At 63.7% G+C, this 25,693-nt stretch carries 18 protein-coding genes; 11 read left to right on the plus strand and 7 right to left on the minus strand.

Features of this window, described 5'->3' with window-relative positions:
- Window positions 1-145 precede the first annotated feature (145 nt).
- The 6 genes from ABD719_RS11750 to ABD719_RS11775 all read left to right on the plus strand — a co-directional run bounded on the left by ABD719_RS11750 (window position 146) and on the right by ABD719_RS11775 (window position 9,534).
- Complete coding sequence (locus tag ABD719_RS11750; protein WP_344693562.1) at window positions 146-1,192, plus strand: acyltransferase family protein; 1,047 nt, start codon at window positions 146-148, stop codon at window positions 1,190-1,192.
- A 639-nt stretch (window positions 1,193-1,831) separates the two neighbouring features.
- Window positions 1,832-4,984: an autotransporter outer membrane beta-barrel domain-containing protein gene (locus tag ABD719_RS11755; RefSeq protein ID WP_344693564.1), complete on the plus strand. Its 3,153-nt coding sequence runs from the start codon at window positions 1,832-1,834 to the stop codon at window positions 4,982-4,984.
- Window positions 4,985-4,995: 11 nt separating this feature from the next.
- Window positions 4,996-5,619: an RNA polymerase sigma factor gene (locus ABD719_RS11760; RefSeq protein ID WP_344693565.1), complete on the plus strand. Its 624-nt coding sequence runs from the start codon at window positions 4,996-4,998 to the stop codon at window positions 5,617-5,619.
- On the plus strand, window positions 5,616-6,584 hold the full coding sequence (locus ABD719_RS11765) for a FecR family protein (RefSeq protein ID WP_344693566.1): 969 nt from the start codon (window positions 5,616-5,618) through the stop codon (window positions 6,582-6,584). Before ABD719_RS11760 ends, ABD719_RS11765 begins: the two co-directional genes overlap by 4 nt.
- A gap of 5 nt (window positions 6,585-6,589) precedes the next feature.
- Window positions 6,590-8,980, plus strand: coding sequence for a TonB-dependent receptor (locus ABD719_RS11770; RefSeq protein ID WP_344693806.1), 2,391 nt, complete (start codon window positions 6,590-6,592; stop codon window positions 8,978-8,980).
- Between the two features lie 71 nt (window positions 8,981-9,051).
- Window positions 9,052-9,534 carry a DUF6438 domain-containing protein gene (locus tag ABD719_RS11775; RefSeq protein ID WP_344693567.1) on the plus strand — a complete coding sequence of 161 codons (483 nt, stop codon included), beginning with the start codon at window positions 9,052-9,054 and terminating at the stop codon, window positions 9,532-9,534.
- A 329-nt stretch (window positions 9,535-9,863) separates the two neighbouring features.
- On the opposite strand, the gene ABD719_RS11780 is transcribed toward ABD719_RS11775, so the two are convergent.
- The 3 genes from ABD719_RS11780 to ABD719_RS11790 all read right to left on the minus strand — a co-directional run bounded on the left by ABD719_RS11780 (window position 9,864) and on the right by ABD719_RS11790 (window position 14,844).
- Window positions 9,864-13,445, minus strand: a complete 3,582-nt coding sequence (locus tag ABD719_RS11780) for an ABC transporter permease/M1 family aminopeptidase (protein ID WP_344693569.1) — start codon at window positions 13,443-13,445, stop codon at window positions 9,864-9,866.
- 6 nt (window positions 13,446-13,451) lie between these two features.
- Complete coding sequence (locus tag ABD719_RS11785) at window positions 13,452-14,345, minus strand: ABC transporter ATP-binding protein (protein WP_344693570.1); 894 nt, start codon at window positions 14,343-14,345, stop codon at window positions 13,452-13,454.
- A gap of 67 nt (window positions 14,346-14,412) precedes the next feature.
- Entirely contained in the window at window positions 14,413-14,844 is a 432-nt protein-coding gene (locus tag ABD719_RS11790; protein ID WP_344693572.1) for an acyl-CoA thioesterase, read from the minus strand.
- Window positions 14,845-14,978: 134 nt separating this feature from the next.
- On the opposite strand from ABD719_RS11790, the gene ABD719_RS11795 reads away from it, so the two are divergent.
- The gene (locus ABD719_RS11795; protein WP_344693574.1) at window positions 14,979-16,106 is read left to right on the plus strand and encodes a zinc-dependent alcohol dehydrogenase family protein; all 1,128 of its coding nucleotides are present in this window, start codon (window positions 14,979-14,981) and stop codon (window positions 16,104-16,106) included.
- A 74-nt stretch (window positions 16,107-16,180) separates the two neighbouring features.
- The gene (locus ABD719_RS11800; RefSeq protein WP_344693575.1) at window positions 16,181-16,927 is read left to right on the plus strand and encodes a DUF429 domain-containing protein; all 747 of its coding nucleotides are present in this window, start codon (window positions 16,181-16,183) and stop codon (window positions 16,925-16,927) included.
- Between the two features lie 23 nt (window positions 16,928-16,950).
- Here the strand turns inward: ABD719_RS11800 and ABD719_RS11805 are convergent, their stop codons facing one another.
- On the minus strand, window positions 16,951-18,900 hold the full coding sequence (locus ABD719_RS11805) for an MGH1-like glycoside hydrolase domain-containing protein (RefSeq protein WP_344693576.1): 1,950 nt from the start codon (window positions 18,898-18,900) through the stop codon (window positions 16,951-16,953).
- Window positions 18,901-19,191: 291 nt separating this feature from the next.
- Window positions 19,192-19,377 (minus strand): hypothetical protein, encoded by a 186-nt coding sequence (locus tag ABD719_RS11810; RefSeq protein ID WP_344693577.1) that lies wholly within the window; start codon window positions 19,375-19,377, stop codon window positions 19,192-19,194.
- Between the two features lie 241 nt (window positions 19,378-19,618).
- Here ABD719_RS11810 and ABD719_RS11815 point away from each other — a divergent pair, with 241 nt between their 5' ends.
- A complete protein-coding gene (locus ABD719_RS11815; protein ID WP_344693578.1) occupies window positions 19,619-20,344 on the plus strand; it encodes an RBBP9/YdeN family alpha/beta hydrolase in 726 nt (241 codons plus the stop codon).
- 9 nt (window positions 20,345-20,353) lie between these two features.
- Here ABD719_RS11815 and ABD719_RS11820 read toward each other — a convergent pair whose 3' ends face one another.
- The gene (locus ABD719_RS11820; protein ID WP_344693579.1) at window positions 20,354-21,019 is read right to left on the minus strand and encodes a DUF6975 family protein; all 666 of its coding nucleotides are present in this window, start codon (window positions 21,017-21,019) and stop codon (window positions 20,354-20,356) included.
- Window positions 21,020-21,321: 302 nt separating this feature from the next.
- Between ABD719_RS11820 and ABD719_RS11825 the strand changes: the two genes are divergently transcribed.
- The gene (locus ABD719_RS11825) at window positions 21,322-23,607 is read left to right on the plus strand and encodes a S9 family peptidase (RefSeq protein ID WP_344693580.1); all 2,286 of its coding nucleotides are present in this window, start codon (window positions 21,322-21,324) and stop codon (window positions 23,605-23,607) included.
- Window positions 23,608-23,668: 61 nt separating this feature from the next.
- A complete protein-coding gene (locus ABD719_RS11830) occupies window positions 23,669-24,697 on the plus strand; it encodes an aspartate-semialdehyde dehydrogenase (protein ID WP_344693581.1) in 1,029 nt (342 codons plus the stop codon).
- A gap of 174 nt (window positions 24,698-24,871) precedes the next feature.
- Here ABD719_RS11830 and ABD719_RS11835 read toward each other — a convergent pair whose 3' ends face one another.
- A complete protein-coding gene (locus ABD719_RS11835; RefSeq protein ID WP_344693582.1) occupies window positions 24,872-25,576 on the minus strand; it encodes a YitT family protein in 705 nt (234 codons plus the stop codon).
- Between the last annotated feature and the right edge of the window lie 117 nt (window positions 25,577-25,693).

A 25,693-nucleotide genomic window follows, 5' to 3' on the forward strand; every position in this document is an offset into this window, starting at 1 on the left:
GCTTTTACTTATTTGAGACGGTTATAAGAGAAAATTCAGCATTATAAACCAACGATAATAATATATGGCGGCGCCAGGTAATGACGGCTGATAGCGGGGCGGCGCCATGGTGGATTGCAGGAATAACGTAGGATTTCTGAGGCTTATGTTTGCCTGTGCCGTCATTGTTGGTCATGCGCCGGAAATGATCGATGGTAATATAAGCAGAGAGCCACTTGCTGTTTTGACCGGCGTTCTTACCTTGGGCAGCGTTGCTGTCGATGGGTTCTTTTTGCTTAGCGGCTATTTGATTACCGCAAGCATGACGCGATCAACCCCGCTGCGATACCTTACTCGGCGGGTGATGCGGATTTATCCGGCATTCATCGTAGCCTCTCTGCTCAGCATCTATGTATTGGGGACATTAGTAGAGGCGCAAATATCAGGAGCGTTGCCAAAGGCTATCTCAAAGATAGCATTGCTACGTCAGCCCGATTACTATCCGGGGCAATTTCCCGGCCTAGAACATTATCCGCTGTTGAATGGTGCGATGTGGACGATCGCCTACGAATTTCGCTGTTACCTGCTCGTTTTTGTCTTAGGCATATGCGGTGTCTTGCGGAAGCCGGGGGTAATGATGGCGATCACCTTGATCGCACTCGGCCTGTTCGCCACATCGGGCATCGAACCGGTTGCGACCCTGCTGGCGAAGTGTGGAGGTCATGATGCCATCAAGCTGCTGATCGGCGATCCGGTGCAGGTCGTTCGTCTTACCAGTGCCTTTCTGGTCGGCGCTTGCCTGTGGGTACGAGGCGATGGCCGAACGCCGACAATTCATGGCAACGTCGCTGCCGTATCAGCGATCGCTATGGTCGTCATTATCGTTGCCGTTCCGGCGATGGGGGAGGTCGCCATACTGACGTTGGGCGCTGTCGGCTTGTTCTGGGTATCGTTTCGCGCAGACCTGGGTGTGCTGCAAACGATCAACGATCGGTGGGACATCAGCTACGGAACGTATCTATATGGGTGGCCTATCGCGACGTACATCCGGTGGGCCTATCCCTTGATTGATCCGTGGACATTGGCAGCCTGTACTGTCCCGCTCGCGCTGCTTGCAGGGGCATTGAGTTGGCATCTGATCGAGGCGCCCACGAAGAATGTCGAATTGTTCAAGCGTCTTACCTTGCGGCAACGGCGGAGTCTGGTGGGCTGAATTTGTCGGCGACGTCTCAAGCGAGTTGGTGTGATACGAGCGAACGCATTTTACTGATTTCGACAGGTGATGAGATAGTAAATCTATGTGCCAATAAAATTACTGGTTACTAATAATAATGATCTGCTAAAATATTCAGACGGCAATAAAGGTCGACGTCATTAGCGGTGGCCCTCGAAAGTTACCAAAGATAAGGGGCTTGCCGTAGCTGATTGGCACCCACTCTTAAGTCTTAATATGGAAGCTGACACCTGGCAGGCCCGCAACTGCCGGGTAAAATTTTTTCCGAATCCGTCGAAGATCCACATTGGTGCCGGAGGTCGGCAAAGCCGCACGCCATGGCCTTGCAGGCGATGTGCGTGTGAGTTGATGGTCAGGTCGTAATTTTATGTGAGGGGGCAGGCTGACTCCTGGGCAGTATTTCTTTGCCCACCGGGTGGAAAATGCTCACCGATGACAGTTTGCCGGACTTGATATGCGATATCGCCTTATTGACTATCGATTCCGTAATTGCCTGTTCTACACCGGACGCGTCTGCCGTTACTGCCCCGGTTCCCTGAGCCACCTTTGCCGGTCCCAAGGTCCGGCCACATCGATTCCGTCTGGGGTGTTAGAAGACATCCGAAGGGGATCGAATTCGTGTACCGCCTACTGCTTGCATCCTCCGCCACCCTCGCCCTGATTGGCGCCGTGCCCGCTTTGGGACAGACGATCATCGACACGAAGCGCACGACCGCCGTTCGTACGTCCACCATCCGCAACGGCGCGGCCGACAATGTCAGTATCGTCGCGGCCGGCGGGGTCGCACCACCGGTTGGCCCGGCGGTGACGATCGACAGCAACAATAATGTGACGAACGCCGGCACTATCCAGGTAACCGATGCGAGTGGTGCGATCGGTATTCTGGCGCAGGCCGGCGTGCGCAGCGAGATCGTCAACACCGGCAAGATCATCATCGACGAAACCTATGCCGTCATTGATCTCGACAAGGATGGTGATCTGGACGGCCTCTTAGCGCAGGGGGCAGGCCGCACGGGTATCCGTACCGCCGGTATGTTTACCGGCACGATATCCAACGGCGGGGAGATTACCGTGGAGGGAAACGACTCCGCCGGTATCTATCTGGGCGGTACGCTGACGGGCACTCTGACCCATGGTGGCAAGACCAGCGTCGTCGGCGATCGGGCGGTCGGTATCCGGGCAGAATCGGTCGTCGGCAACGTGACGCTGGGCGGAACGACCACGGCGGTCGGGCGTGACGCGGTTGGCGTGCGGCTGGACGGCAATGTCGGCGGCGCGCTGGTCATCGAGGGACTGATCGGATCGACCGGCTATCGCTCGACCACCGCACCTGCAGATGTCTCGAAACTGGATGCCGACGACCTTTTGCAGGGTGGGGCAGGCCTGATCGTGGCGGGCGATGTGAGTGGTGGCATCATGCTGACGAACACCACCGGCAAGACTGCGGACATCATATCCTATGGCGCCGCGCCCGCGTTCCAGGTCGGGGCGGTGAACCGGACGGTCTCGATCGGTGCAGGGGGTGGTGCTACGCCTGCCGCCGCCGGGCTTGTGATCGACGGCCGGGTGACCGGAAGCGGCGTCTATAGCGGGGTCGCGGCGACCGGGTTGTCGATCGGCGGACTGGGCGGCGACGTGACGATCGCTCGGGGGGTTGCGATCGGCGGCAGCGTACAGGCCTCCGCCGGGAACGCGGCCGCTACCGCGATCCGCTTCGGTGCCGGTGCGACCACGCCGGAGGTGCGGGTGACGGGATCGGTCACCGCTACGGGGGGTGGCATCGCGACGACGCAGTCGGCCGCGATCCTTGTTGACACGGGGGCATCGGTACCGACGATCCGCAACAGCGGCACGATCCGGGCGGCCGGGCCCGGAGCCACGGCTGTGGCGGTGCTGGACCGCACCGGCGGCCTTACGCTGATCGAGAACAGTGGGACGATCGCTGCGGCGGGCGCCGACGCCGCGCGTTCGATCGCGATCGATCTTTCTGCAAACACCATTGGTGCCGTCGTCCGGCAGGCTGCGGCAACGGCAACAGGTGCGGCGGCCCCGGCGATCACCGGCGCCATCCGCTTTGGCTCCGGCAGTGATCGGTTGGACATAGCGGCCGGTTCGGTCGCGGGCGAGGTGTCGTTCGGTACTGGCGACGACCGACTGGATATGAGCGGTGCGAGCTTCTTTGCCGGCAATGGAGTTTTCGGCGGTGGTAGCGATACGCTGTCCCTCGCCGGCACGGCACGGTTCGACGGGACGGCCGACTTCACTGGCGGTGGCCAGGATGTGCTGGCGATCGCCGGCAAGGGCGTGTTCGCAGGCCGACTGGTCAATGCGGGCAACGTAACCGTGACGGTCGCTGCAGGCGGCGGCACCTTCGCAGCAAGCGGCATCGCAACGATCGGCTCGTTGGTACTGGGCGAGCAATCGATCCTCAGCGTTGCGCTGGACAAGGCGAACCCCGCTGCCAACCTGATTCAGGTAACGGGTGTGACCACGATCGCCGCTAATAGCCAACTGGCGCTGCGGGTGACCGGCGGTGCCGACATCGCCGGGCGCTATGTCGTCCTGCGCTCTGGCACGTTGACCGGGGCGGTTAACCTGACGCTTGCCGACACTGCCGTCCCCTTCCTTTACAAGGGGGCGATCGTTGCGGCTGCTTCGAACGAGATCACAGTCGATGTCGTGCGCAAGGCGCGCACCGAACTGGGCCTGAACGCCGCCGCGACCGGCGCCTTCGATGCGATCGACACCGCGATTGGCAGCGATGCCAAGATCGCGGCGGCGATCCGCGGCATCTATGACGGCGGTGCCTTTCGCGGGGCGATCGACCAGATGTTGCCCAACTATGCCGGTGGCGTGTTCGAGAGCGTAACGCTTGCCTCGCGTGCAGCGGCGGGGCAATTGCGCGAGCCGGCGGGCGAATTCACCGAAGAGGGCGATTGGGGCATGTGGCTGACTCCAGTCGGCTGGGATGCGTCCAAGGCGATGCGCGGCACGACCGGCTACGATGTGCGCGGCTGGGGCCTGAGCGGCGGTCTGGAACACAAATCGCAGGCAGGCAATTTCGGCGTCTCGCTCGCCTATCTACGCGGCCGTGACAATGAAGGCGTCGCCGTAAACCGCGTAAACCACAGCCAGTACGAACTTGCCGGTTTCTGGCGCGCCCATTGGGGCGGGTTCGCGGCGCAGGTACGTGGATCGGCCGCCTTCCTGTCGTTCGATGCGCGCCGCCAGTTCGACGGTACGATCGGATCGGAAACCGTTCAACGCCGGGCGGATTCCGACTGGAACGGTATGCTCTATTCCGGATCTGGTGGGGTGTCGTACGAGCATGTCGTCGGACGGTTCAGCCTGCGGCCCAATCTGGCGGTCGATTACTACAAGCTCAACGAGGACGCCTATCGTGAAACGGGTGGCGGCGCTGCCTATGACCTGACCGTGCGCAAGCGTAGCAGCGACGAACTGGCCGTGACGGCGGCGCTGGCGGCGGGCATCAATTTCGGTGGTGACAACCGCTACGAGCAGTGGAGCCGCATCGAGGTGGAAGGGGGCCGGCGCGAGCGGATCGCCGGGACGCTGGGCCGTACCACCGCCAGCTTCGGCAGCGGTACCGCCTTCACGCTCGATCCCGAGGTACGTGGCGGCGGCTGGACCGGGCGGGTTCGCGCGATCACTGGCACTACTGAAGTGCGGTTGAGTGGTGAGGTAGGTGCCGAACAACGGCTTGGGGATGTGGCTCTGTCGGCGCGAGCCGCTCTTCAATTCGCTTTTTAGGCGGCACGCGCATGGCGATCCACGACATGCGCGCCCAACCGGCGCTCCGTCCCGCCCTGGAGGGGAGCGCCTTCCCGCTGGGCTGTCGTTCGGCTAGACGACCGGCTTCCCCGATCCTCCAGCCGGTTCCTGTCATGCCGCCCACCGGGCTCGAAGCCGTCTATCTGGCCAATCGCGACAAGCTGGTCCGTTTTCTGCGGGCGCGCGGCGCGGACGATGCGGCGGAGGACCTGGTGCATGACCTGTGGTTGCGCGTGGCCGGACAGGCAACCGGGCCGGTGGGCAATCCGCTCGCCTATCTATTCCGGGCGGCAGATATGCTGATGATCGATCGCTATCGCTCAAGTCGGCAGGCCGGGCTCCGCGAGCAGGCATGGGAGGAAGGACGGGCGGGCCACGTCGCCGTCGAGCCCGAGGCGGAGCGACTGGTCGCCGCCCGGCAGCAGGCGACGCATGTGGAGCGGACGCTTCGCGAGCTCGGCCCCCGGAAGGAAGCCATTTTCCGCCGGGCGCGGATCGACGGTGTTCCCCAGCGGCTGATCGCCGAAGAACTCGGTGTCAGCATTAGTACGGTGGAAAGCGACCTGAGGGCCGCATGCCGGGCGCTGGCCCAGTTGAAAAAGGACATAGGATGAGCGAGGATCGCAACGACGTCGCATCCGGTCCGGCGGAGATCGATGCGGATGCGCTGAACTGGGTGATCCGCATGGCGGAACCCGAGGCGGACTGGGACGCCTATCTGGCGTGGCTGGAAGCGGATCCGGCACGTGCAGAACGCTATGACCAGGCCGCCTCCGCGTTGCGCGATGCCGAAACCGCCGTCACCCAGGCGCCAGTTATCGGGTCGCTTGTGGTGCCTGACGGCCCGCACCCGGCCGGGGGATATGCCACCGGGCTGGTGCGTCGTCGTTGGTTGGGCAGTGCGGTAGCGGCGGTGGTGACCGGTGCGCTCGGGCTGGGTGCCTGGCAGGGACGCAGCGATCCCTTCACCGTCGCGACGGCAGCCGGCGAACACCGGACCGTCGCTCTGGGCGATGGCAGCAGTATCGTGTTGGCAGGAGCGTCGCAGGTGGTGCTCGATCGCCGCGCGCCCCGCGTTGCCGTGGTCGAGCGTGGAGAAGTGCTGTTTCGTGTCAGGCACGATCCCGACCGACCGTTCGACGTGCGGGTCGGCGATCTGGCGCTGACCGACCTGGGTACCGTGTTCGACGTGCAGATGCTGGGGCGACGGACGCGGGTGGCGGTAGCGGCAGGCGCGGTGATGGTCGATCCCGATGGCGCGGCGCTCCGGCTCGATCCCGGGCAGGCGGTCATCGCCGACGGACCCCGTCTCGAACGCCGACCAGCCGAAGCCGCGGATGTCGGCGGCTGGCGCGAGGGGCGGCTGGCCTATGACGACGCCACGCTGGCCGAGGTGGCCGAAGACCTCTCACGGCACCTCGGAATGCAGATCGCCGCTGCCCCGTCGGTCGCGGGACAGAAGTTTCGCGGAACGCTGGAGGTTCGGGACCTCGGAACGGATCCGGTGCTGCTCGGCGAACTGCTCGGGGTGGGCGTAAGGCAAACGGGGGGTGGCTGGATGCTGGAAGCCCGTCGGTGAGATGGATGGCGGCGGGGCTTGGACCCGCCTTCCTGCTGGCGGCGGCATCGGCGGCGGCCGGGCCATTGTCGATCGATCTGCCGGCGGGAAGCGTCCGGCAGCAGGTGATGGCACTCGGCCGGCTGGCGCGCGTCAGCATCGTCGTGCCCGATGCCCGGTTGTGGTCGCGCCGAGTACCCGCTCTGCGCGGGCAGATGTCGGTGTCGGCAGCGCTTGCCGCCATCGCGGTAGAAGCGGGTGCCCGAGCGGAAGCCATCGGGCCGCAAAGCTGGCGACTGGTCAAGCGCGTTCCTGTTGTCCATCGCCGATCACCGAGGGTGGTTCCTGCACCGCCCGGCGCGATGCCGCATGATGGCGGACCCGATATCGTCGTGACCGCAAGCAAACGCGATACGACGCGCGCCAATTTCGCCGGGCAGGTAGCGAGCGTATCGGGCCGGGAGCTGGAACTGGGCGGGGCTGGCGGCACCGAACGCCTGACCCAGCGGCTGACCAGCGTCACCTCGACCTATCTTGGTGCAGGCCGCAACAAGCTGTTCATTCGGGGAATCGCCGATTCCAGCTTCACCGGGCCTACCCAAGCCACCGTCGGCCAATATTATGGCGACCTGCGGCTTAGCTATAATGCGCCCGACCCAGATCTGCGGCTGGCCGATCTCGCGACGGTCGAGGTGCTGGAAGGACCTCAGGGTACCTTGTACGGGGCCGGGTCGCTTGGCGGATTGATCCGGCTCGTACCCAACCCGCCTGATCTGGACATGGTGTCTGGTTCGGCCGCGATCGGCGGCTCTGCGACGACGCGGGGCAAGCCGGGGATGGATACGCAGATCGTCCTCAACCTGCCGGTCGTGCCAAGGCGTCTCGGCCTGCGGCTGGTTGCCCATGCCGGGGCCGAGGGTGGGTATATCGACAAACCGCTGCTCGACCGGGTTGACGTAAACCGGACCCGCATCGCTGGCGGCCGTGCGACCGCGCGGCTTGATCTGGGCGCCGGGTGGAGCGTCGAGCTAATCGGGTTGGGCCAGCGCATCCGAGGGGCGGACAGCCAGTATGCGGATCGTGACGGCGCGCCGCTGACCCGTTCCGCCATGGTAACGGAGGGGTTCCAATCCGATTTCGTACAGGGACAGTTCGTCGTCGCGGGCCGGATCGGTGACGTGCGCTTGCGCTCGACCACCGGGGCTACGGCGCACGAACTTACCGAGCGATACGACGCCACCGCGCCCGACGGACTCACCCGCCTGTTCGCGCAGGCGAACCGCACGCGGATGCAGGCCAATGAAACCCGTGCTTGGCAATCGGCCCCCGACGGATCGGGATGGCTCGCCGGATTCAGCTATATCCACAACCAGACGCGCCTGACCCGTCTGTACGGTGCGCCAGAGGCGCTGGTGCCGACCACCGGGGTCGTCAACGCGATCACCGAACGAACCCTGTATGGCGAGGCCAGCCTTCGTCTGTTGCCGGGACTGCTGACGACGGGGGGACTACGGGCCACCCGATCGCGGCTTGCGGGTGAGGGCGAGGACGTTCCGGACCGGTTGATCCTGCCTGCGGCCGTGACGGCGCGGCGAACGCAGACCATCATGTTGCCGGCGGCTTCTGCCCTGATCGATCTGACATCCCGCACCAAAATGTTCCTCCGCTATCAACAAGGCTTCAGACCGGGTGGTCTGGCGATCGAGAGCGATGGCGTCCGCCAGTTCCGCAACGACCGGGTCGCGACGATCGAGGGGGGCGTGCGCTATGGCCAACCCGGCATCGATATGATCGACGCCAGCTTCACGCTTGCCCGCGCATCGTGGCGTGACATCCAGGCCGATTTCATCGACGGCAGTGGATTGCCCAGCACGGCCAATATCGGCGACGGCGAATTATGGACGATCGAGGGTGTCCTTGGTGCGCGGGTAGCGGACGGACTGCGGCTCGAGGCGGCGGCTTCCTATAATGACGGCCGTATCGCTGAACCATCGCCGACGCTGATCGCGTTGGCGACGACCGATCCGCGGTTGGACAGCGCCGGTGCCCGCGCGGAGATACTCGCCCGGCTCAAACAGATACCGAATATTGCCCGGATAACTGCGCGGGCCGGCGCCGTGTACAGGCGACGGCTCGGCGACGATGCCGACCTGACCATCGACGGATGGCTTCGCTATGTCGGGTCGTCACGGCTCGGAGTCGGGCCGGTGTTGGGGCAACAGCAGGGCAGCTATCTCGATTCGGGCATCTCCGCCCGTCTCGGCCTGGCCGGGTTCGGTGTTACCGCCAGCATCACCAATCTCACCAACGAACGCGGCAACCGCTTCGCGCTGGGAACGCCGTTCAGCACTGGCCGCGATCAGGTGACGCCGCTGCGGCCACGCACCGTGAGAATCGGTATCGACGCGCCACTCTGATTTGGTGGTCCAAGGGCTGGTCGCAACGTCTCCGTCTTGTCATGCGAGGATCATGGAACGAGGATTGCGATATGGGCCGTGCCGCCGTTTTCATGTTGATCAGCGTTACCCTTCTGGCGGGGTGCGCAACGGGACGTCAGGCGAAAAATCAGCCCAAGGCCGAGCGCCTCTCGCTCGTCGTCGGCCCGTGTTATGGAACATGTCCGGTCTATTCGATCGAATTGCAGCCCGATGGTGCAGGACGTTTCGTGGGCACGGAACATGTTGCCGTCGCCGGCACGCGATCCTTTCGCGCCGACGTTGCCGCTCAGGGCGACCTGATGGCATCGCTTGCAGTGTTTCGACCGGCCACGGGTAGCGTCGTCCACACCCGGTGCGAGCAACAGGTTAGCGACCAGCCGTCTTACACGATTACATGGACTGGCGGCGATGGCCGGGCGACGGTGCTGACGCACGACCGCGGATGCCTGTCACCTGCTAATACCCGGTTGAACGAGGTGCTGGCCGGTCTTCCGGCTGCTCTGGGTGTACAGACGATGATCGGAAACCGCTGATCGCCTATCACCTTCATGGGTGACGATCGTGCCACCTGTCCCGTCCGCTTCGGTGATGGTAGCGCGCCGCACGAAACTCCCGGGATCGGATGCGGTGGTTGCCGCCAGCATCTTGCTGCGGAACTTCAGCGCGGGCTTGCCGTCAAAGGGGCCACGGTCCACGCCGGGCAACGCCTTGCCGGCCACGATGACGCGGCCAATTCTTCACCGCATTTCACTTGCAGCGGGATGGTCCGCGAGCCTCCGACAGCGGCACAACCTCCCTGTCTCCGTTCTCATCTGGCGGGGCGTCCAGCTGAAGTCCGTCAGCATATGGGCGAACCGACCGGCTACGACACAGTCACGATGTTGTCGTCTCCGTTCCGATCGATATATTTGTTATAGGGATCAATGCCGACGAAAGCAGGTTTGCGAACGGTGACGATCCGCACCTCCTGAACGCCATCGCGGATCGGCTTCAGCTCCATCGCAAGCACGTCGGCCCGCGAGAAGCCCCCGAAGCCCGGCCGTGTCGTGAATACCCCGACATCGAAGCGGCCGGTGAGGGGAACCGGCTTCTCATTGCCTTGGCCGTCGGCGACGAACTTGGTCGCGTCTACCGTCAGCCGTGTCTCCCAGCGACCGTCCGGCAGCCTGCGTGTGGTGGCGGACTTCGCTTTCAGGTCCCATAAGGTGATCCGCTCGAACAGATCCGCGACAAGCGTGCGTTCCTCTGCATTGCGAGCCAGCGAGGTAAAACCGGCGATCAGATCGGTAGAGCGCGGATAGGGGCGCCCCCGGAAACGATAGCGGTTGAGCAGTCCGGCAAGCATCCGGTTGACCCGGTCCTCGCCCAATCGGTCCTGCAACAGGTAGAGCGCCAGCGAGCCTTTATTATAGTGGATATATGCCTGATTTTCGACCCGCATGAGGGGTAGTTCCTCCACCGCCTCGCCACGGCGGCCACGCAGATAGTCATCGAGTTCGTATTTCAGGAATCGGCGGATCTTATCGGGGCCGTAGAGCCGCTTCATCACCATCAATGCCGAATATTGCGCCATGGTTTCCACCCACAGCGTGCCGCCCTGCATGTCGGCGCTGATGACTTGATGAGCCCAGTATTGATGGGCGATTTCGTGCGCGGTGACATAGGTAACGTAATCGACGCTATCCGCCGAGCGCGCATCGGCGATGAACCCGATCCGTTCCGAATAGGGGATCGTTCCCGCAAATGCCTGCGCATAGGTCGAGTAGCCAGGATATTCCACGATCCGGGCATAGTCGAACTGATAGGGGCCGAAATTGGCGCGATAATAGCCAAGCGCGGCCTGCATCGCGCCGAGCATCCTGTCGACATTATAGGGGTGATGCGGATCGTAATGGACCGACAGCCGGATGCCGTCCGCCATCCGCGTCTTCTCGGCATAGCGTGCGGACTGGATCGAGAAAAAGGCGAGGATCGGTTTGTCCGAGACGAAACGGGCAGTGCGGCGGCCATCAGCGATCGTATCCGTCACCTTGCGGCCCGGGGCGATCGGGACCTGATCGGCATCGGTCGTCAACGTAATGTCCGATCGGACCCAGTCGGCATGGACATAGTTGCGCCACTGCGCCGCGCGATCCTCCAGCTTGGCGAGGCGCAATTCGGCAGGCAGCCCCTGTTTGCGGCGCTTGGCGCGATCCTGCAGCAGGCCGCCCCGGTCCATCCCGATGACGGGGGCGAACTCGTAATTGTTCAGAAAGGTGCCGTTGCCGACCAGTCGGGTGTCGTCGGTATTGGCGGCAAAGCCCCGCACCGCCCGATCGGCATGGAAACGGAGCGTACCGGTCGCGCCCGGCGCCAGTGCCCGGTCGAAGCGATAGATGCGGTACTGATAATCGGCATCGATCATCACCGCACGGGCGCCGGGGACCACGACGTCGGTCAGGCGCGTCCGATCGTCCTGCATCCGCAGGTGGAGATCGCGAAGCGGCGCGCCGGTATCGTTGACGAACGTAAAACCGCCATCCGCTGTCATCCGCAATGCCGTGGGATATAGCGCCACGTTCAGCCGGATCGCAGTGAGCGTCGGCTGACGCAGCGCGGCATAGCGGAGATATTTCCGCTCGAACGCCGCGAGACGGGCTTCCTGCTCCGGCTCGCTGCGATAGGTGTTGAGCACATCCATCTGACGATAGGCGTAGGTGCCGCTCGCAAGGATCACGACCAATGCCGCCGCGATCAGGGCACCGGGTATACCCATCAGTCGCCGTGGTACGCGCCTCATGCGATGCGCGAGCTTCACGTCGGTGCCACGTCGCCAGAGCAGGTGCGCGCCCACCGCGAGGATCAAGGCCCAGCCGACCCAATACAGCCTCAAGCACCAGCCGCGCGCGCCGCCGATCGCATCACCGTTCATGTCCGACAACTTGGTCGAGCCGACCGAGCCGTACAGATAGAGCGGGTGCTCCCAGCCGATCGTCGTGAAGACGCTGGTCGCGACGAAATAGACGACCATCACCGCCCAGCCGAGATACTTACTGGGGCTGATGGACTGAATGAACACGGCGAGGACGGCGATCAGGACGAAGTCGACCGTCAAGGGCGCCACATACCAGACGAAATACTCATCCGGGCGGATATCGGTGATGCCGCGTGACAATTGCACGACGATCGCCGCCAGCATCGATACCAGCAGTGCCGTCACCAGCACGCCCGCGACCGCCAGCGTCTTGGGCACCATATAGGCCCAGTTCGGCAGGGCCGTCGCGTCGACGATCTCGTTCATGCCACGCTCACGGTCGCGCCATACCAGCTCGCCTGCATAGTAGATGGCGATGATGAGCGGCATGATCGCGAACGCGCCGGTCAGCTGGTCGATGATCGCGAAGGTTAGCGGATAGGTGGGTGTGCCGTATCGCTCACCCGAGGACAGCAACCGGGCGACGGCATTGGCAAGGCCGATCACGATCATGATCGCGAAGCCGGGGCTGCGGAAGATCAGACCCATCTCGAACCGGGTACGCGAGACCAGTTGCGTCCAGCCTGTCTTCCCGGGCGTGGTGGCCGGCAGTACCGCGACGACTTCGGGCTCGCGGGCGGCCAACTTTATGGCACGGCGTTGCTGGCGGCGGAGTAGCCGCTTTGACGCACCTCGTTCGGTGAACGAGAAACGGGCATAGGCGATGGCCAGCGCGATGGCCCCGATCGACAGACATATCAGCCGGTTGATGACCAGAATACCGATGAAAGCAGGCATGCCCCCATTCGCATCGGCCGCCGTCCAGTAGCGGGTGATCCAGCCGAACGCAGCGCCGCCGAACGGCTCGACATAGGCGATCGTCTCGCGCCATTCGGGCTTGCCGGTCGCGATCCCCATCAACGAGGAATAGAATATCAGGAACACGACGACCGCCAGATAGCTGTAGGTCATCGATCGGGTCGTCGTCGCCACCGCGAAGAACACGCCAGCAGTCAGGAACAGGTTGGGCAGGGCAAGAAGCGCATAGGCGTAGAGATAATCGCCCAGCCGGTTCGGGCCGAGCGTTTCCGGATCGACCCACGGCATCAGCGAGCCGAGCCAGATCGCCGACGGAACGGCCAGAAAGGCGATGGCCGCCGCAGCGAAGGCGCCACTGAAGCGGGCGAGCAAGTACGATGCCTTGGTGACGGAGGTCGAACGGACCATCGCGCCGAAGCCGCTCTCATCGTCACGCACCACCACGTTCGAGACGAACGCGGTCGTCACGAACATGAAGAAGATCGACATGACGATATGCGTGCGCGCCAGCGCGGTGGCGGCGTTCTTGTGGACGTTGCCGCCGCTGCCGATCTGGATCTGGTCGATCGTCATCGAACCGAAGGTCAGCAGGAAGAACAGGATCGTGACGACCCAGAAGACGGGGTTCCTAAGTTGATAGCGCAACTCGAACCGGGCGATCGCGGCGAACATGGCCGGTCAGCCCGCGACAGCGGCGGCGGCGCGACGCGAACGTGCGAGGGTGGAGAAATACACGTCCTCCAGTCCGCCGGTTGCCGGATGGAAACCGTTGCCGGGATCATGGTCGGCGAGGATATGGATGATGGTGCGACCGGCAAAAAGCCGGGTGGAGATGACCTCGTGGTTCGTCCGTGCGGCGTCAAGTTCGTCACGGCCGATCGTCTTCGCCCATACATTGCCGCGGGTGCGGTCGATAAGGTCGAGCGGTGCCCCCTGCAACTGGATGCGCCCGGCGGCGAGTACCGCCATGCGCGGGCACAGATCGGCGACATCCTCGACGATATGGGTCGACAGGATCACCACGACGTTCTCGCCGATTTCGGCCAGCAGGTTCAGGAAGCGATTGCGTTCCTCCGGATCGAGCCCGGCGGTGGGCTCGTCGACGATGATGAGGCGCGGGTTGCCGATCAGCGCTTGGGCGATGCCGAAGCGCTGGCGCATGCCGCCCGAGAAGCCGGCGATCGCCTTTTTGCGGTGCGGCCAAAGATTGGTCTGCACGAGCAGCGTTTCCACCGTCGCGCGCCGGTCAGCGGCGGAGACGATGCCCTTCAGGACCGCCATATGGTCGAGCATGTCGTAGGCGGATACGCGCGGATAGACGCCAAAATCCTGCGGCAGATAGCCAAGTGTCTCGCGCAATCGTTCCGGCTGGGCAATCACGTCGATGTCTTCGAACCGGATCGTGCCGGCGGTCGGCGTCTGCAACGTCGCCACCGTGCGCATCAGCGTCGACTTGCCGGCACCGTTGGGGCCGAGCAGTCCGAACATCCCTGTCGGAATCGACAGTGACACGTCGTCGAGCGCACGCGTGCCGTTGGCGTAGACATGGCTTACGCCGATCAGTTCTAGCATCTGGTCCCCCCGGATATCCGGTCAGACTACATGGTCGTATCGGTAGCACAACGGATAAACGCAGGGGTCAGGCGAGCGCCGCCATCCTGTCACGCCAGACATCGGGCAGTTTCACAGGCCGGCGCGTGGCACGATCGACATAGACATGGGTGAAGCTGGCCTCGGCGGCGGCATCGTTGCCACCCGCCACGAATGCGCCCAGGCGATAGGTCACGCTCGACGTACCGAGCCGGTCTATCGCCAGCCCGATCTCGACCGGATCGGGATAGCTGATCGATCGCGCATAGCGACAGCACGTCTCGACGACGACCCCGATCGGGTCGCCCGTCGTCACGTCGAGCAGCCCCGCCTCGATCAGCCAGGCGTTCACCGCGGTATCGAACCAATGATAATAGATCGCATTGTTGACGTGGCCATAGGCGTCGTTGTCGCTCCAGCGCGTCGTGATCGTTCGCCACCAGCGATAGGTCGCGCGCTGTCGCAGGGCCTCGCGAGTCATGACAGTCTCCCATTTCAAGCCATTTTGACATTCACCATCGGGCACCGTTGCCGTCAATCAGGGCAACATCTTGTCGCCGGCGATATTCGGCTTCACGGTACGCACATATTACGAGACTGAAGAGGTATCTCGCAATGAAGATCGAAGCTGCGGTACTGCGACGTCGGGATGCGGTTTACCCCTATGCGGAAAGCCGGCCGCTGGCGATCGAGACGATCGACCTCGATCCCCCCGGCCGGGGGGAGGTGCTGGTGCGTATAGCGGCGGCGGGGCTGTGTCATTCCGACCTCTCCGTCATCAACGGCGATCGGGCAAGGCCATTGCCGATGGCGCTGGGACACGAGGCGGCTGGGGTCGTCGAGGCTTTGGGGGAGGGGGTCGAAGACCTCGTAACCGGCGATCATGTGGTGATGGTCTTCATGCCAAGTTGCGGCCACTGCCTGCCCTGTGCGGGAGGGCGGCCCGCCTTATGCGAACCGGGCGCCGCGGCGAACGGAGCCGGCACGTTGCTGGGAGGCCCCACGAGGCTACGTGACAGGGATGGCATGATCCATCATCATCTCGGCTGCTCCGCCTTCGCCACACATGCCGTCGTCTCACGCCGCTCGCTGGTAAGGATCGATCCGGCGCTGCCGCTGACCGAGGCGGCGCTGTTCGGCTGCGCGGTCCTGACCGGGGTCGGGGCGGTGGTGAACACCGCGCGCGTCACCGCCGGTCAATCGGTGGCGGTCGTAGGGCTGGGCGGTGTGGGCCTTGCCGCAGTGCTCGGGGCGATGGCGGCAGGGGCGTCGCAAATCGTGGCAGTCGATCTGCTGGAGGATAAGCTGGCGCTGGCGCGGCACCTCGGTGCGACCGATACTGTGATGGCGGCAGGCGATACGGCGGCGGCGGTACGCTCGTTGACCGATGGCGGTTGCGATGTGGTCGTGGAGATGGCGGGATCGGTGCGCGCGCTGGCGGCGGCGGTGGCGATGACCCGGCGTGGCGGCATCACCGTCACCGCCGGGTTACCCCCGGCCGGAACGGCACTGCCGGTCGACATCGTATCGCTCGTTGCCGAGGAACGGACGCTGAAAGGTAGCTATATCGGCACCTGCGTGCCCGTGCGCGATATCCCCCGCTATGTCGCGCTCTACCGCGCGGGGCGATTGCCAGTCGATCGCCTCGTGAGCGGATATCTGACCCTGGCCGACATCAACGAAGGGTTCGATCGATTGCAGGAAGGACATGCGGTACGGCAGATCGTCAGAATGACGCCATGAAGCGTGGGGTATTTCTCGGGATAGACTTTTCCGGTGGAGCGGCGGCGTGGCGACCGCGCTGCTCTCGACCGTCCGTGTGGATCGCCACCGTCGAGGTGGCCGATCGTCCGCGGTTGATCGACGTGGTGCCGGTGCAGGGACTTGCCGGTTCCGGTGGCCCGTTCGACCGGCTGGTGACGCTGCTCCGATCCGGCGATCATGTCGCTGCCGGCATCGATGCGCCGTTCTGCCTGCCGGCGCGACACCTGCCGCCGGGCAGGCATCATGGCCTGTTGTCGATGGTCGCGACCTTGCCCGATGCACCGGATCGACCTTTTCCATCCGGCGCATCGCTGGTCGCGCTCGCCGCGGCGGTCGCGCCGATCGAAACCGCGAAACCCCTTCGTACTACTGAAAAGCACTGGTCGTCACGCGGCGTGAATACCCGCTCCACCTTGTGGAATGGTCCCCGCGGCGGCGCGCCGTTCACTGCGGCGTGTCTCACGCTGCTGGCCCGTGTCGGGCGGCCGTGTTGGCCTTGGGCGATCGGCCCGGGAATGCTGATCGAAAGTTTCCCCGCCGCCCAGTTGCGGGCATGGGACCTGCCGCACACCGGCTATGCCGGGCGCGACCAACGGACGGCGCGCCGGATCATCCTCGATGAACTGAGCCAGCGCATCGGCATCTGCCCCGCGCAGATGGGGTTGATGCTTGACCATCCCGATGCGCTTGACGCGGTGCTGGCCGCCTTCGGGGCGATCGCAGCGTCCACCGATGGCCCGCCAGCGGTGGTGCCACCCGATGGCCTGATCTCCGTCATGGATGACTTGGTGGCTGTGTAGGCCAGCCCCGGCCAACAGCGTTGTCAGAAGAGTTTCGCCTCGACCAGCCGCATCGCGCGATTGGGCTGCTGGTCGAACATGATGCGGATCTGGCTGGTGGTGGCCGGCTTCCATCTGACATGGGTGATGCCATTGGCCAGTGGCCGATCGCCGACCGCCGGTAGGTCGTACCATCCGCTGCCATTCCAGGCCTGCATGCGATAGCTAACAGGTACGGCAAAACGGCCGCCATCGGCAAAGAAGGCGAGTTCGGCCCGCGTCAGTGCGGTGAGCTTGCCGAAGTCGATCGCGTACCATTGCTGCCTGTCCTTCGGATCGGATGACCAGCCGTTGCCGAGTTCCGAGAAGAACCAGACACGTCCATCGATCGCGTCGTGGACATTTTCCGGATCGGTGGCGGACGAGGCGCTGCCCTTCGGAAAGTCGCCACGTTTCAATTGTACCGCGCGATCGATCGGTCTTACGATCGGCGGGGGCGGCAGACGCGTAACAGGTACGGTCAGCCGACCCATGGTCGATCGATGCGCGACCTCGCGCCCGTCGATCTCGATCGTCAGTCCCGCAGCTCGCCCGTAATGCCGGCCGTCCGCATCCCAGGTCACTGCGATACGATGGCCGTGATATGGTACATCCTGCACCCTGAACCACGACAGCGACTGTGGGTCGCCCATCGGCGGAATAGTGGGATTCACCTCCAGCATGTCATCGGCGCGCGGGCGGATGCCGACGAGTCCGCCAAGGATCAGATCGACATAGCCGGAATGGAAGTAATGATGGCTGCGCGCCAGCCCGACCAGCGGCCTGCCCGTGTCGGGAAAATAGTCCTCTTCGATGTCGAGCAATTCACCCTGATAATGAAGCTGCGTGTATTGCCGCAGCAGCCGCATATAGTCGGATGGGGTCACCACGGTCTGCCGATAGTGGTCGAGCAGGTTCGCCAGACCCAGCAAAACCTGCGTCGTCTGGAACGGCCAGACCGGACCGTTCCACTGGCATTCCCGCAAGCCCCCGGCGAACGTGCCGCCTTCGTAGCGGTATTGCCGCATATAATGCTCATAGCTGGGCTCGACGGTACGCATTCCCGCCCGACCGCCGAGTTCGTCGGGCGATATCAGGTGCGACCAGGCGGCGGCATAGGCCGGATCGTCGTCCACCATGTCGAACGCCCAGGGAACATAGCCGACGAGTTCGCGGCCGCGGATCGGCTGCCAGTACGTCACGAACGGCGTAGTCCGTTGATGCCGGTCGATGAAGTGCCGTAGGGCCGGATCCCACAGATCGCGCTGGAACGTCGTTTTCAACGTCGTGGCACGGTCGTCGAACGTCGTTGCGGTGGCGCCGTCGTTCGCCAGTCGGGCGATGCCGGCGATCGCACGGGCATTGGCGAACATGTACGCGTTGATTGAGGGCCGGAACGCCTGACCGCCGAAGAAGCCGTCCAGCCCGCCCGACGCATCAATCGATGCGATGGTATATTCGGTCGCATCGGCGAGCGGTTCGGCCCAGTACAGTCCCTTGCCACGATCAAGATGATCGTCCCACTGGTCGTACAGACGGCGCATGGCCGGCAGATGTCGCGTCGCACCGCCCCGATCCCCATCGACCAGATACCGACTCCAGACGGAATCAGCCATATAATCGGTGAAATGGCGGTCGTTACCGCCGTTGTACATATGGGTAATGTAATCATCGGCATAGCGCCTATCGCGCAGCCAGCGTCCCTCGCCGATGTGAAATCCCGTGGCATCGTTCAGGCTCGCCCAGGGTTCCAGTTGCCATGATACGTCGTCGAGAAACTCGGTCGAGATGAACCCCCGCTCTCCCAGATCACGCTGATGCGCACGGAACAGCGACCAGCGGTAATAATAGACCGCGTCGATCCGTCGATCTGCGGATTCGAAGAAGGGGATACGGCCTTCATACCATGGCGCATCGTTGCCGAACCGGGTCACGGCGATGCGATGCGTATCCATCGGGGGAAGGGCAGCGGACGACGGAGTCGTCGTTCCGATCAACAGCGTCGCCGCTGTTAGCACGGTCGCGGCTATCCGTCGTGTCCGATGTCGGATCATGTCGTTCTCTCCCCTCAGCCACCGTCATCGGCCTGGCTATCATGTCCGGACCGGTTAAGCGGCGTCGTCGCCAGTCATAGGACGGATCCCGAACCTACCGACCGTGTTTATCTAGTCCTACATATCCAACCCCGTTCCAACTTGTAAACGCGAAAGCGGTCACCTTCGGAAGGTCTGACCGTCGTGGAACGCTCAGATAGCTCGTCGGTCGAGAAAAGCCTGGCAGGCGGCATGATCCTCGGCAAGACGATACAATGCCTGTTGCGCCGGCCCCTCGCTGATCGAAGCGGCAAGGCGGCGACAGCGCCAGGCCTCCGCCTCATGATCGACACCGGGTTTCATCAGCGAGCGAAGATGGTCTGGCGGATCGTCGGTCATGTCCGGCCCTCGGGCTGGTGACCGGTCCCATGACCGGTCGTTGGTGAGATACGGTGCCCGGTACAGAAAGATGCGGATTGGATTGCAGGCATGCCGTGGTCGTCGGCACGAACTGGCGTTTCGAACGGTCGGCCTACCGCATCACTATTGTCTACTATTATGATGGGAATTAGATGAGGACTACAAAGGATCACCGGTGACGATCGACCGCCGACCGATCCTGTTCCTCGGGAGATGTGTCATGGGTTCATTCGCACCGCACGAAACCACCCGACCGACGTTCCTCACGGTGCCCGGCCTCGGGGGGTCCGGCCCCTCGCACTGGCAGACGCTGTGGGAACGCAGCCGGCCGGGTACGATGCGGGCCGATCTGGGTATGTGGCATACGCCTCATCGCAACAGCTGGGTAACGCGGCTTGATCTCGCCATCCGCCAGGCGGAAGCGCCGGTGATCCTCGTTGCCCATTCGCTAGGTTGTCTGGCGGTCGCATGGTGGGCCGAACTGAGCCCGCAACCCTATGGCTGGCCGGTCGCGGGGGCCTTGCTCGTCGCGCCGGCAGATGTAGACCGGGTGGGCGTGCAGGAGGAACTACGCGGCTTTGCGCCCAGCCCCCATACGCCGCTGCCCTTTCCTTCGATCGTCGTCGCCAGCAACGACGATCCGTGGATCACCATCGACCGGGCACACAGTCTGGCGGCGAACTGGGGCAGTCACTTCGTCGATATCGGCGAGCAGGGTCATATCAACGCGGCCAGCGGCTTGGGGATGTGGCCGGAAGGACAGGAACTGCTCGATCGGGTCGTTGCGGCGACGATCGATGGCAACGGGCGAACCCGAACGCCGGGTGATGCCTATGCAATGCTACGCCGTTCGGGCATTTCCCGGGCCGTTGCCGATCCCGCCGATGAACCGTTGGCGACGATCGCACCGGCGGCAATCAGGCAAGGTTTTTCCGCCGGTGGCTGAACGGTGGCGTTACGCCGGAGAGCCGGCAAACATTCTTGGTGAATAGTCCTGGCCCTGCGGGTAAAGCTGATCGCGGGCGGCGGCGCGGGTCTGCATCAACGTCCACAACCCATGATGCTGAGCGAGCAACTGGCGAGCGCCAAACGCCATCGCCCGCTCCGCCGCCGCGTTCTCGCCCAATGCCGTGATCGCCGCAGCAGTGACCGCACCGGGTGGCAGGATCGGGTCAGGAAGGGCGATGCCGCAGTCGACTGCTGCTGCGACCAGGATGGCACGCACCGCCTGCCAGTCGCCAACCAGCGCAGCCACCGCCCCGGTGGCGCAACCCGTTCGACTGGACGTCGCCAGCGTCGACAGTGCCTGGCCAATTCCCGTCACGGCTGCCTCGAACGCGGCCTGACCCGGGGTGGAGGGCAGGGGGCCGACCACCGCCGTCAAACGCACCAGCGCCGCTCGTTCACCAACGAAACCCGCCGCCACTGCCGTCAGCCATGAATCCGCTTCCGGCTGGGCGCGTTGCGCGACCGCCATGTCGACCGGGCCGGGTCGGGTTCCGTGGATCAGGCATAGCGCGTGAACGGCATCGGCCAAGTCGCGCCGTGACGGCTGCGGGCCCAGAAGATAGCGGAGATGGCCGTGGCGGGCACTGCCCTCCACGGCCACGATCGCCGCCATCAGGCTCGCCGTATTTGCCGGCCGTTCGCGCGTCACATTATCCAATTCGTCTTCCCCGGCCTGTCACGGCGGGCAGCCTTGCCGCCCCTCAACCCGTGGTCAGCATCGCTATGGCCGGTGCGTAAAGATCGAGTGTATGGCAGACGCGCAGCAAATGGCGCGGCAGGCTCTTGAAGGCGGCCTTCCTGCCCGCGATAAGGCAGGCGCCTCCGCGACGGTGCGGGAGTGACGATCCGCCGGAGACAGACGGGATGCGCGCATGGATGCTGGGATTTGCCTTGGCTTCGGTAGGGACGGCGGCGATGGCTGCTGACCAGACGGTGCCGGTTCCACAGGCGCCGGCACCTGTGCCGGTAGCAGCCGAGACCGCGGATCTGACCCTGGCCCGCGTGTTCGCCAGTCCGGACCTGTCCGGGCAGCAGCCACGCGCGCTGAGGCTGTCGCCGGATGGGACCCTGTTGACCAGCCTTCGTCCTCGCCCTGACGATCGCGAGCGGTTCGACCTCTGGGCGACGGATACCAGTACCGGGGCCGAGCGGATGCTGGTGGATTCCGCGAAGATCGGTTCGGGTGCAGAACTGTCCGAAGCGGAGAAGATGCAGCGCGAGCGGGCACGGATCGGCGGATCGAAGGGAGTCGTCGCCTATGATTGGGCGCCCGACGGCAAATCGATCCTCGTGCCGTTGGACGGCGATCTGTATATCGCCACGCTCGATGGCAATGTCCGCCGGCTGACCGACACCCCCGGTGGTGAACTGAACCCCGTCGTATCGCCGCGCGGCGCTTTCGTCAGCTTCGTGCGCGATCAGAACCTGTTCGTTCAGCCGATCGCCGGTGGCGCGGCGCGGGCCCTGACCAAGGGGGAGGGCGGCACCGTCCACTGGGGTGAGGCGGAATTCGTGGCGCAGGAGGAAATGGACCGCCGCACCGGCTATTGGTGGAGCCCCGACGAACGGTACGTCGCCGTCGAACGGTTCGACGAGGCGCCCGTCCACGTCGCCACCCGCGCCGCGATCGGTGCGACGGGCACAAAGGTGTTCGAACAGCGCTATCCCGCCGCGGGTACCCCCAATGTGCTGGTCGAACTATATGTGATGAAGGCCGACGGCACCGGTCAGGTGAAGGTGAATCTGGGGCCGGAACCCGATATCTATCTGGCGCGGGTCGATTGGATGCCGGACGGATCCGGCCTGCTCGTGCAGCGCCAGTCGCGCGACCAGAAGCGGCTCGACATCTTGCGCGTTGATCCCGCGACGGGGCGGACGACGATCCTGTTCTCGGAAAAGGCGGGGGCGAAAAGCTGGCTCAACCTTTCCGACAGCTATCACGTCCTGCGCGACGGCAGCCTGATCTGGCGGTCCGAACGCAGTGGCTATGGCCATCTCTACCGTTTCGCTGCGGGCAAGTGGACGCAGTTGACCAAGGGCGACTGGGTGGTGACCGGACTGGTCGGCGTCGACGAGGACAAGCGTCGGGTCTACTTTACCGGCACGCGCGACGATGTGCTGGAACAGCATCTCTACGCACTGAACATCGCCAAGCCCGGGGACGTGACCCGCCTGACCGAACGGGGTTATACCAACAGCGCGACCATGGATGGATCGGCGACCCGGCTGATCGTCTCGCGCTCAGGCCCCGCCCAGCCTGCCCAAGTCTATCTGGCCGATGCCGATGGCAAGCGGCTGCGCTGGATCAACGAGAACGCAATCGCGCCCGGCCACCCCTATTTCCCGCATCTTGCCAGCCACGAACCGACGAAGTTCGGCACGATCAAGGCGGCGGACGGCACGACGCTGCATTGGGAGATGATTACCCCCAAGCTGGAACCGGGGAAGACCTATCCCGTATTTTTCCAGCATTACGGCGGCCCAGGTACCGGCCAGCAGGTAACGCGCGGCTGGCAGGGGGCGCTGCCACAGTTTCTCGTCGATCAGGGGTGGATCTTCTTCCAGATCGACAATCGCGGATCGTACAATCGTGGCAAGGCGTTCGAAGACCAGATTTACCACGCGATGGGGACGGTCGAAGTGGCCGACCAGTTGGCGGGTGCCGAATATCTGAAGTCGCTACCGTTCGTGAACCCAGCCAAAATCGCGACCTATGGCTGGTCCTATGGTGGCTATATGTCGATCAAGATGCTGGAGAAGACGCCAGGCGTCTATGCCGCTGCGGTTTCGGGCGCGCCGGTGACCGATTGGTCGCTATATGATACCCACTATACTGAGCGGTATCTGGGCGATCCGCGGCTCGATCCACAGAGCTATGCCGGATCAGCGGCGATCGCCGATGCGGCGAAGATCATCGATCCGCTGTTGCTGATCCACGGGATGGCCGACGACAACGTCTTCCTCGACAATTCGACGGCCTTCGCATCCCAGATGCAGAAGACAGGTACCCCGTTCGAGATGATGTTCTACCCGGGGCAGACCCATCGCGTTGGTGGGCCGGGTGTCGGGGAGCATCTGTGGAAGACCATCCTCAACTTCCTCGATCGTACCGTGAAGAACCGTACGCTGGTGACGGCAGCGCCGATGCCGGATCTGAATGCCGCGCCGGCGGAACCGGCAGTGAATACCGGGCCCAAGTAAAGCTTGGCTGGTCAGCCGCGCTGTCGCCGATTAGGGCAGCGCGACAATCGGAGTGAAAGTCATGGGTTACCGGGTCGTGGTCGCGGGGGCGACGGGCAATGTCGGGCGTGAGATGGTCAACATCCTTGCCGAGCGTCAGTTTCCCGCCGACGAGATCGCCGTGCTGGCGTCCAGTCGCAGCCAGGGCGAGCAGATCGAATATGGCGATACCGGCCGCATGTTGAAAATCCAAAACATCGAGAATTTCGATCCGGCCGGCTGGGACATGGCGTTGTTTGCGATCGGATCGGAAGCGACGGCGGTCTATGCACCAAAATTCGCTGCTGCCGGCTGCACGGTGATCGACAATAGTTCGCTTTATCGCATGGACCCGGACGTGCCGCTGATCGTGCCGGAGGTAAACGCCGACGCGATCGACGGGTACAAGGTCAAGAACATCATCGCCAATCCCAATTGCTCGACCGCGCAGATGGTCGTGGCGCTGAAGCCGCTGCACGATGCCGCGACGATCAAGCGGGTGGTGGTGGCGACCTATCAGTCCGTCTCCGGCGCGGGCAAGATCGGAATGGACGAGCTGTTCGAACAAAGCCGCAACATCTTCGTCGGCGATCCTGCCGAGGCGAAGAAGTTCACCAAGCAGATCGCGTTCAACGTGATTCCCCACATCGACAGCTTTCTGGACGACGGATCGACCAAGGAAGAATGGAAGATGGTCGTCGAAACCAAGAAGATCCTGGACCGGAAGATCAAGGTGGTCGCCACCTGTGTCCGCGTTCCCGTCTTCGTGGGCCATTCCGAAGCGCTGAATATCGAGTTCGAGAACGAGATCTCAGCGGAAGACGCGAAGAACATCCTGCGCGAGGCCCCCGGCATCATGCTGATCGACAAGCACGAGGACGGTGGATACATCACGCCGATCGAAGCCGCGGGCGACGATGCCACCTATGTCAGCCGCGTCCGGGAGGACTCCACGGTCGAAAATGGCCTGTCGCTTTGGTGCGTGTCTGACAACCTGCGCAAGGGTGCAGCGCTGAACGCAGTGCAGATCGCCGAACTGCTGGGGCGCAGGCATTTGAAGAAGGCGAACTGACGGCTTTCCCTACCCTTGCCTTTCTGTACTTCGGATACTTCCCGTTCCAACGGGAGAAAGTGGAAGTAAGAAGAGTTGCAAGGGTAGGGGTGCTGCCGTAGAAACTCACGGTACACGCCGGCCAATATCTGCGCGTATGTGCCGATCGAAAAACGGGGTGGCCTGAACGCCCCGTCAATGCCCGATATACCGTCCCGGCCGATGCCACGCGATCAGGATCAGGCTGATCGCCACCGCACTCAGGATCGACCAGCCGAGTTGGGGGCCGCTGACGACAGGGATCGCCGCAGCAAGGATCAGCACGTCGATCGCGATCTGCGTCCTACCGGCATTCCACCCGCGGGTACGCTGCAACCATAAGGTGACGACGCCGGTACCGCCCACGCCGGCCTGATGTCGCGCCAGGCACAATATGCCCATGCCGATCACCGTTCCGCCGACGATCGCCGCGAACGCGGGATGCACGTCGATGACGTGGATCGATACGCGCGTGACGCCAGAAAAGGCGGCAATGCCCAGATTGACCAGCATCGTCTTGATCGCGAACCGGCTGCCCATCGCCCGGTGGGCGAAGGCGATGAAGGGAATATTGATGATCGTGAACAGTACACCCGCCGGTAACGGCACCAGGTAGGACATCAGCAGCGCGATACCGGCAATGCCCCCGGTCACCAGTCCGGCGGCCTTCAGGAACACCAATCCCACGACCAGCAAAATGCACCCGATCGCCAGCGCATAGGCATCTTCCGCCACGCTGTGCGGTCTACCGAGCGGCAGGGAGTCTTCGCGTGGCTGCAATACCGGTTCCTCGTGGCTGGACGAGGCATCCTCTGCGCCGCGATAGAAGACGCGATCTGTCCGTCGTTTCCTATCGCGCATCCCGCCATGCGCAAGCCCCCGTCCATCATCACCGCCCGGCTGTCGTCCCCGCACCAACCGCCCTCTGGCGCAACGGCGTCATCTTGGTTACATGGCCCGCCACTTGCCCTTCATGCA

The sequence above is a fragment of the Sphingomonas cynarae genome (assembly GCF_039537815.1).
Lineage (GTDB): Bacteria > Pseudomonadota > Alphaproteobacteria > Sphingomonadales > Sphingomonadaceae > Sphingomonas > Sphingomonas cynarae.

Excerpts from the sequence above, each read along its gene's own strand:
- ABD719_RS11750 (WP_344693562.1), top strand. The coding sequence starts at position 146 with ATGTTTGCCTGTGCCGTCATTGTTGGTCATGCGCCGGAAATGATCGAT.
- ABD719_RS11760 (WP_344693565.1), top strand. The coding sequence starts at position 4,996 with ATGGCGATCCACGACATGCGCGCCCAACCGGCGCTCCGTCCCGCCCTG.
- ABD719_RS11765 (WP_344693566.1), top strand. The coding sequence starts at position 5,616 with ATGAGCGAGGATCGCAACGACGTCGCATCCGGTCCGGCGGAGATCGAT.
- ABD719_RS11770 (WP_344693806.1), top strand. The coding sequence starts at position 6,590 with ATGGCGGCGGGGCTTGGACCCGCCTTCCTGCTGGCGGCGGCATCGGCG.
- ABD719_RS11775 (WP_344693567.1), top strand. The coding sequence starts at position 9,052 with ATGGGCCGTGCCGCCGTTTTCATGTTGATCAGCGTTACCCTTCTGGCG.
- ABD719_RS11780 (WP_344693569.1), bottom strand. The coding sequence starts at position 13,445 with ATGTTCGCCGCGATCGCCCGGTTCGAGTTGCGCTATCAACTTAGGAAC.
- ABD719_RS11785 (WP_344693570.1), bottom strand. The coding sequence starts at position 14,345 with ATGCTAGAACTGATCGGCGTAAGCCATGTCTACGCCAACGGCACGCGT.
- ABD719_RS11790 (WP_344693572.1), bottom strand. The coding sequence starts at position 14,844 with ATGACTCGCGAGGCCCTGCGACAGCGCGCGACCTATCGCTGGTGGCGA.
- ABD719_RS11795 (WP_344693574.1), top strand. The coding sequence starts at position 14,979 with ATGAAGATCGAAGCTGCGGTACTGCGACGTCGGGATGCGGTTTACCCC.
- ABD719_RS11805 (WP_344693576.1), bottom strand. The coding sequence starts at position 18,900 with ATGGATACGCATCGCATCGCCGTGACCCGGTTCGGCAACGATGCGCCA.
- ABD719_RS11810 (WP_344693577.1), bottom strand. The coding sequence starts at position 19,377 with ATGACCGACGATCCGCCAGACCATCTTCGCTCGCTGATGAAACCCGGT.
- ABD719_RS11815 (WP_344693578.1), top strand. The coding sequence starts at position 19,619 with ATGGGTTCATTCGCACCGCACGAAACCACCCGACCGACGTTCCTCACG.
- ABD719_RS11820 (WP_344693579.1), bottom strand. The coding sequence starts at position 21,019 with ATGGCGGCGATCGTGGCCGTGGAGGGCAGTGCCCGCCACGGCCATCTC.
- ABD719_RS11825 (WP_344693580.1), top strand. The coding sequence starts at position 21,322 with ATGGCTGCTGACCAGACGGTGCCGGTTCCACAGGCGCCGGCACCTGTG.
- ABD719_RS11830 (WP_344693581.1), top strand. The coding sequence starts at position 23,669 with ATGGGTTACCGGGTCGTGGTCGCGGGGGCGACGGGCAATGTCGGGCGT.
- ABD719_RS11835 (WP_344693582.1), bottom strand. The coding sequence starts at position 25,576 with ATGCGCGATAGGAAACGACGGACAGATCGCGTCTTCTATCGCGGCGCA.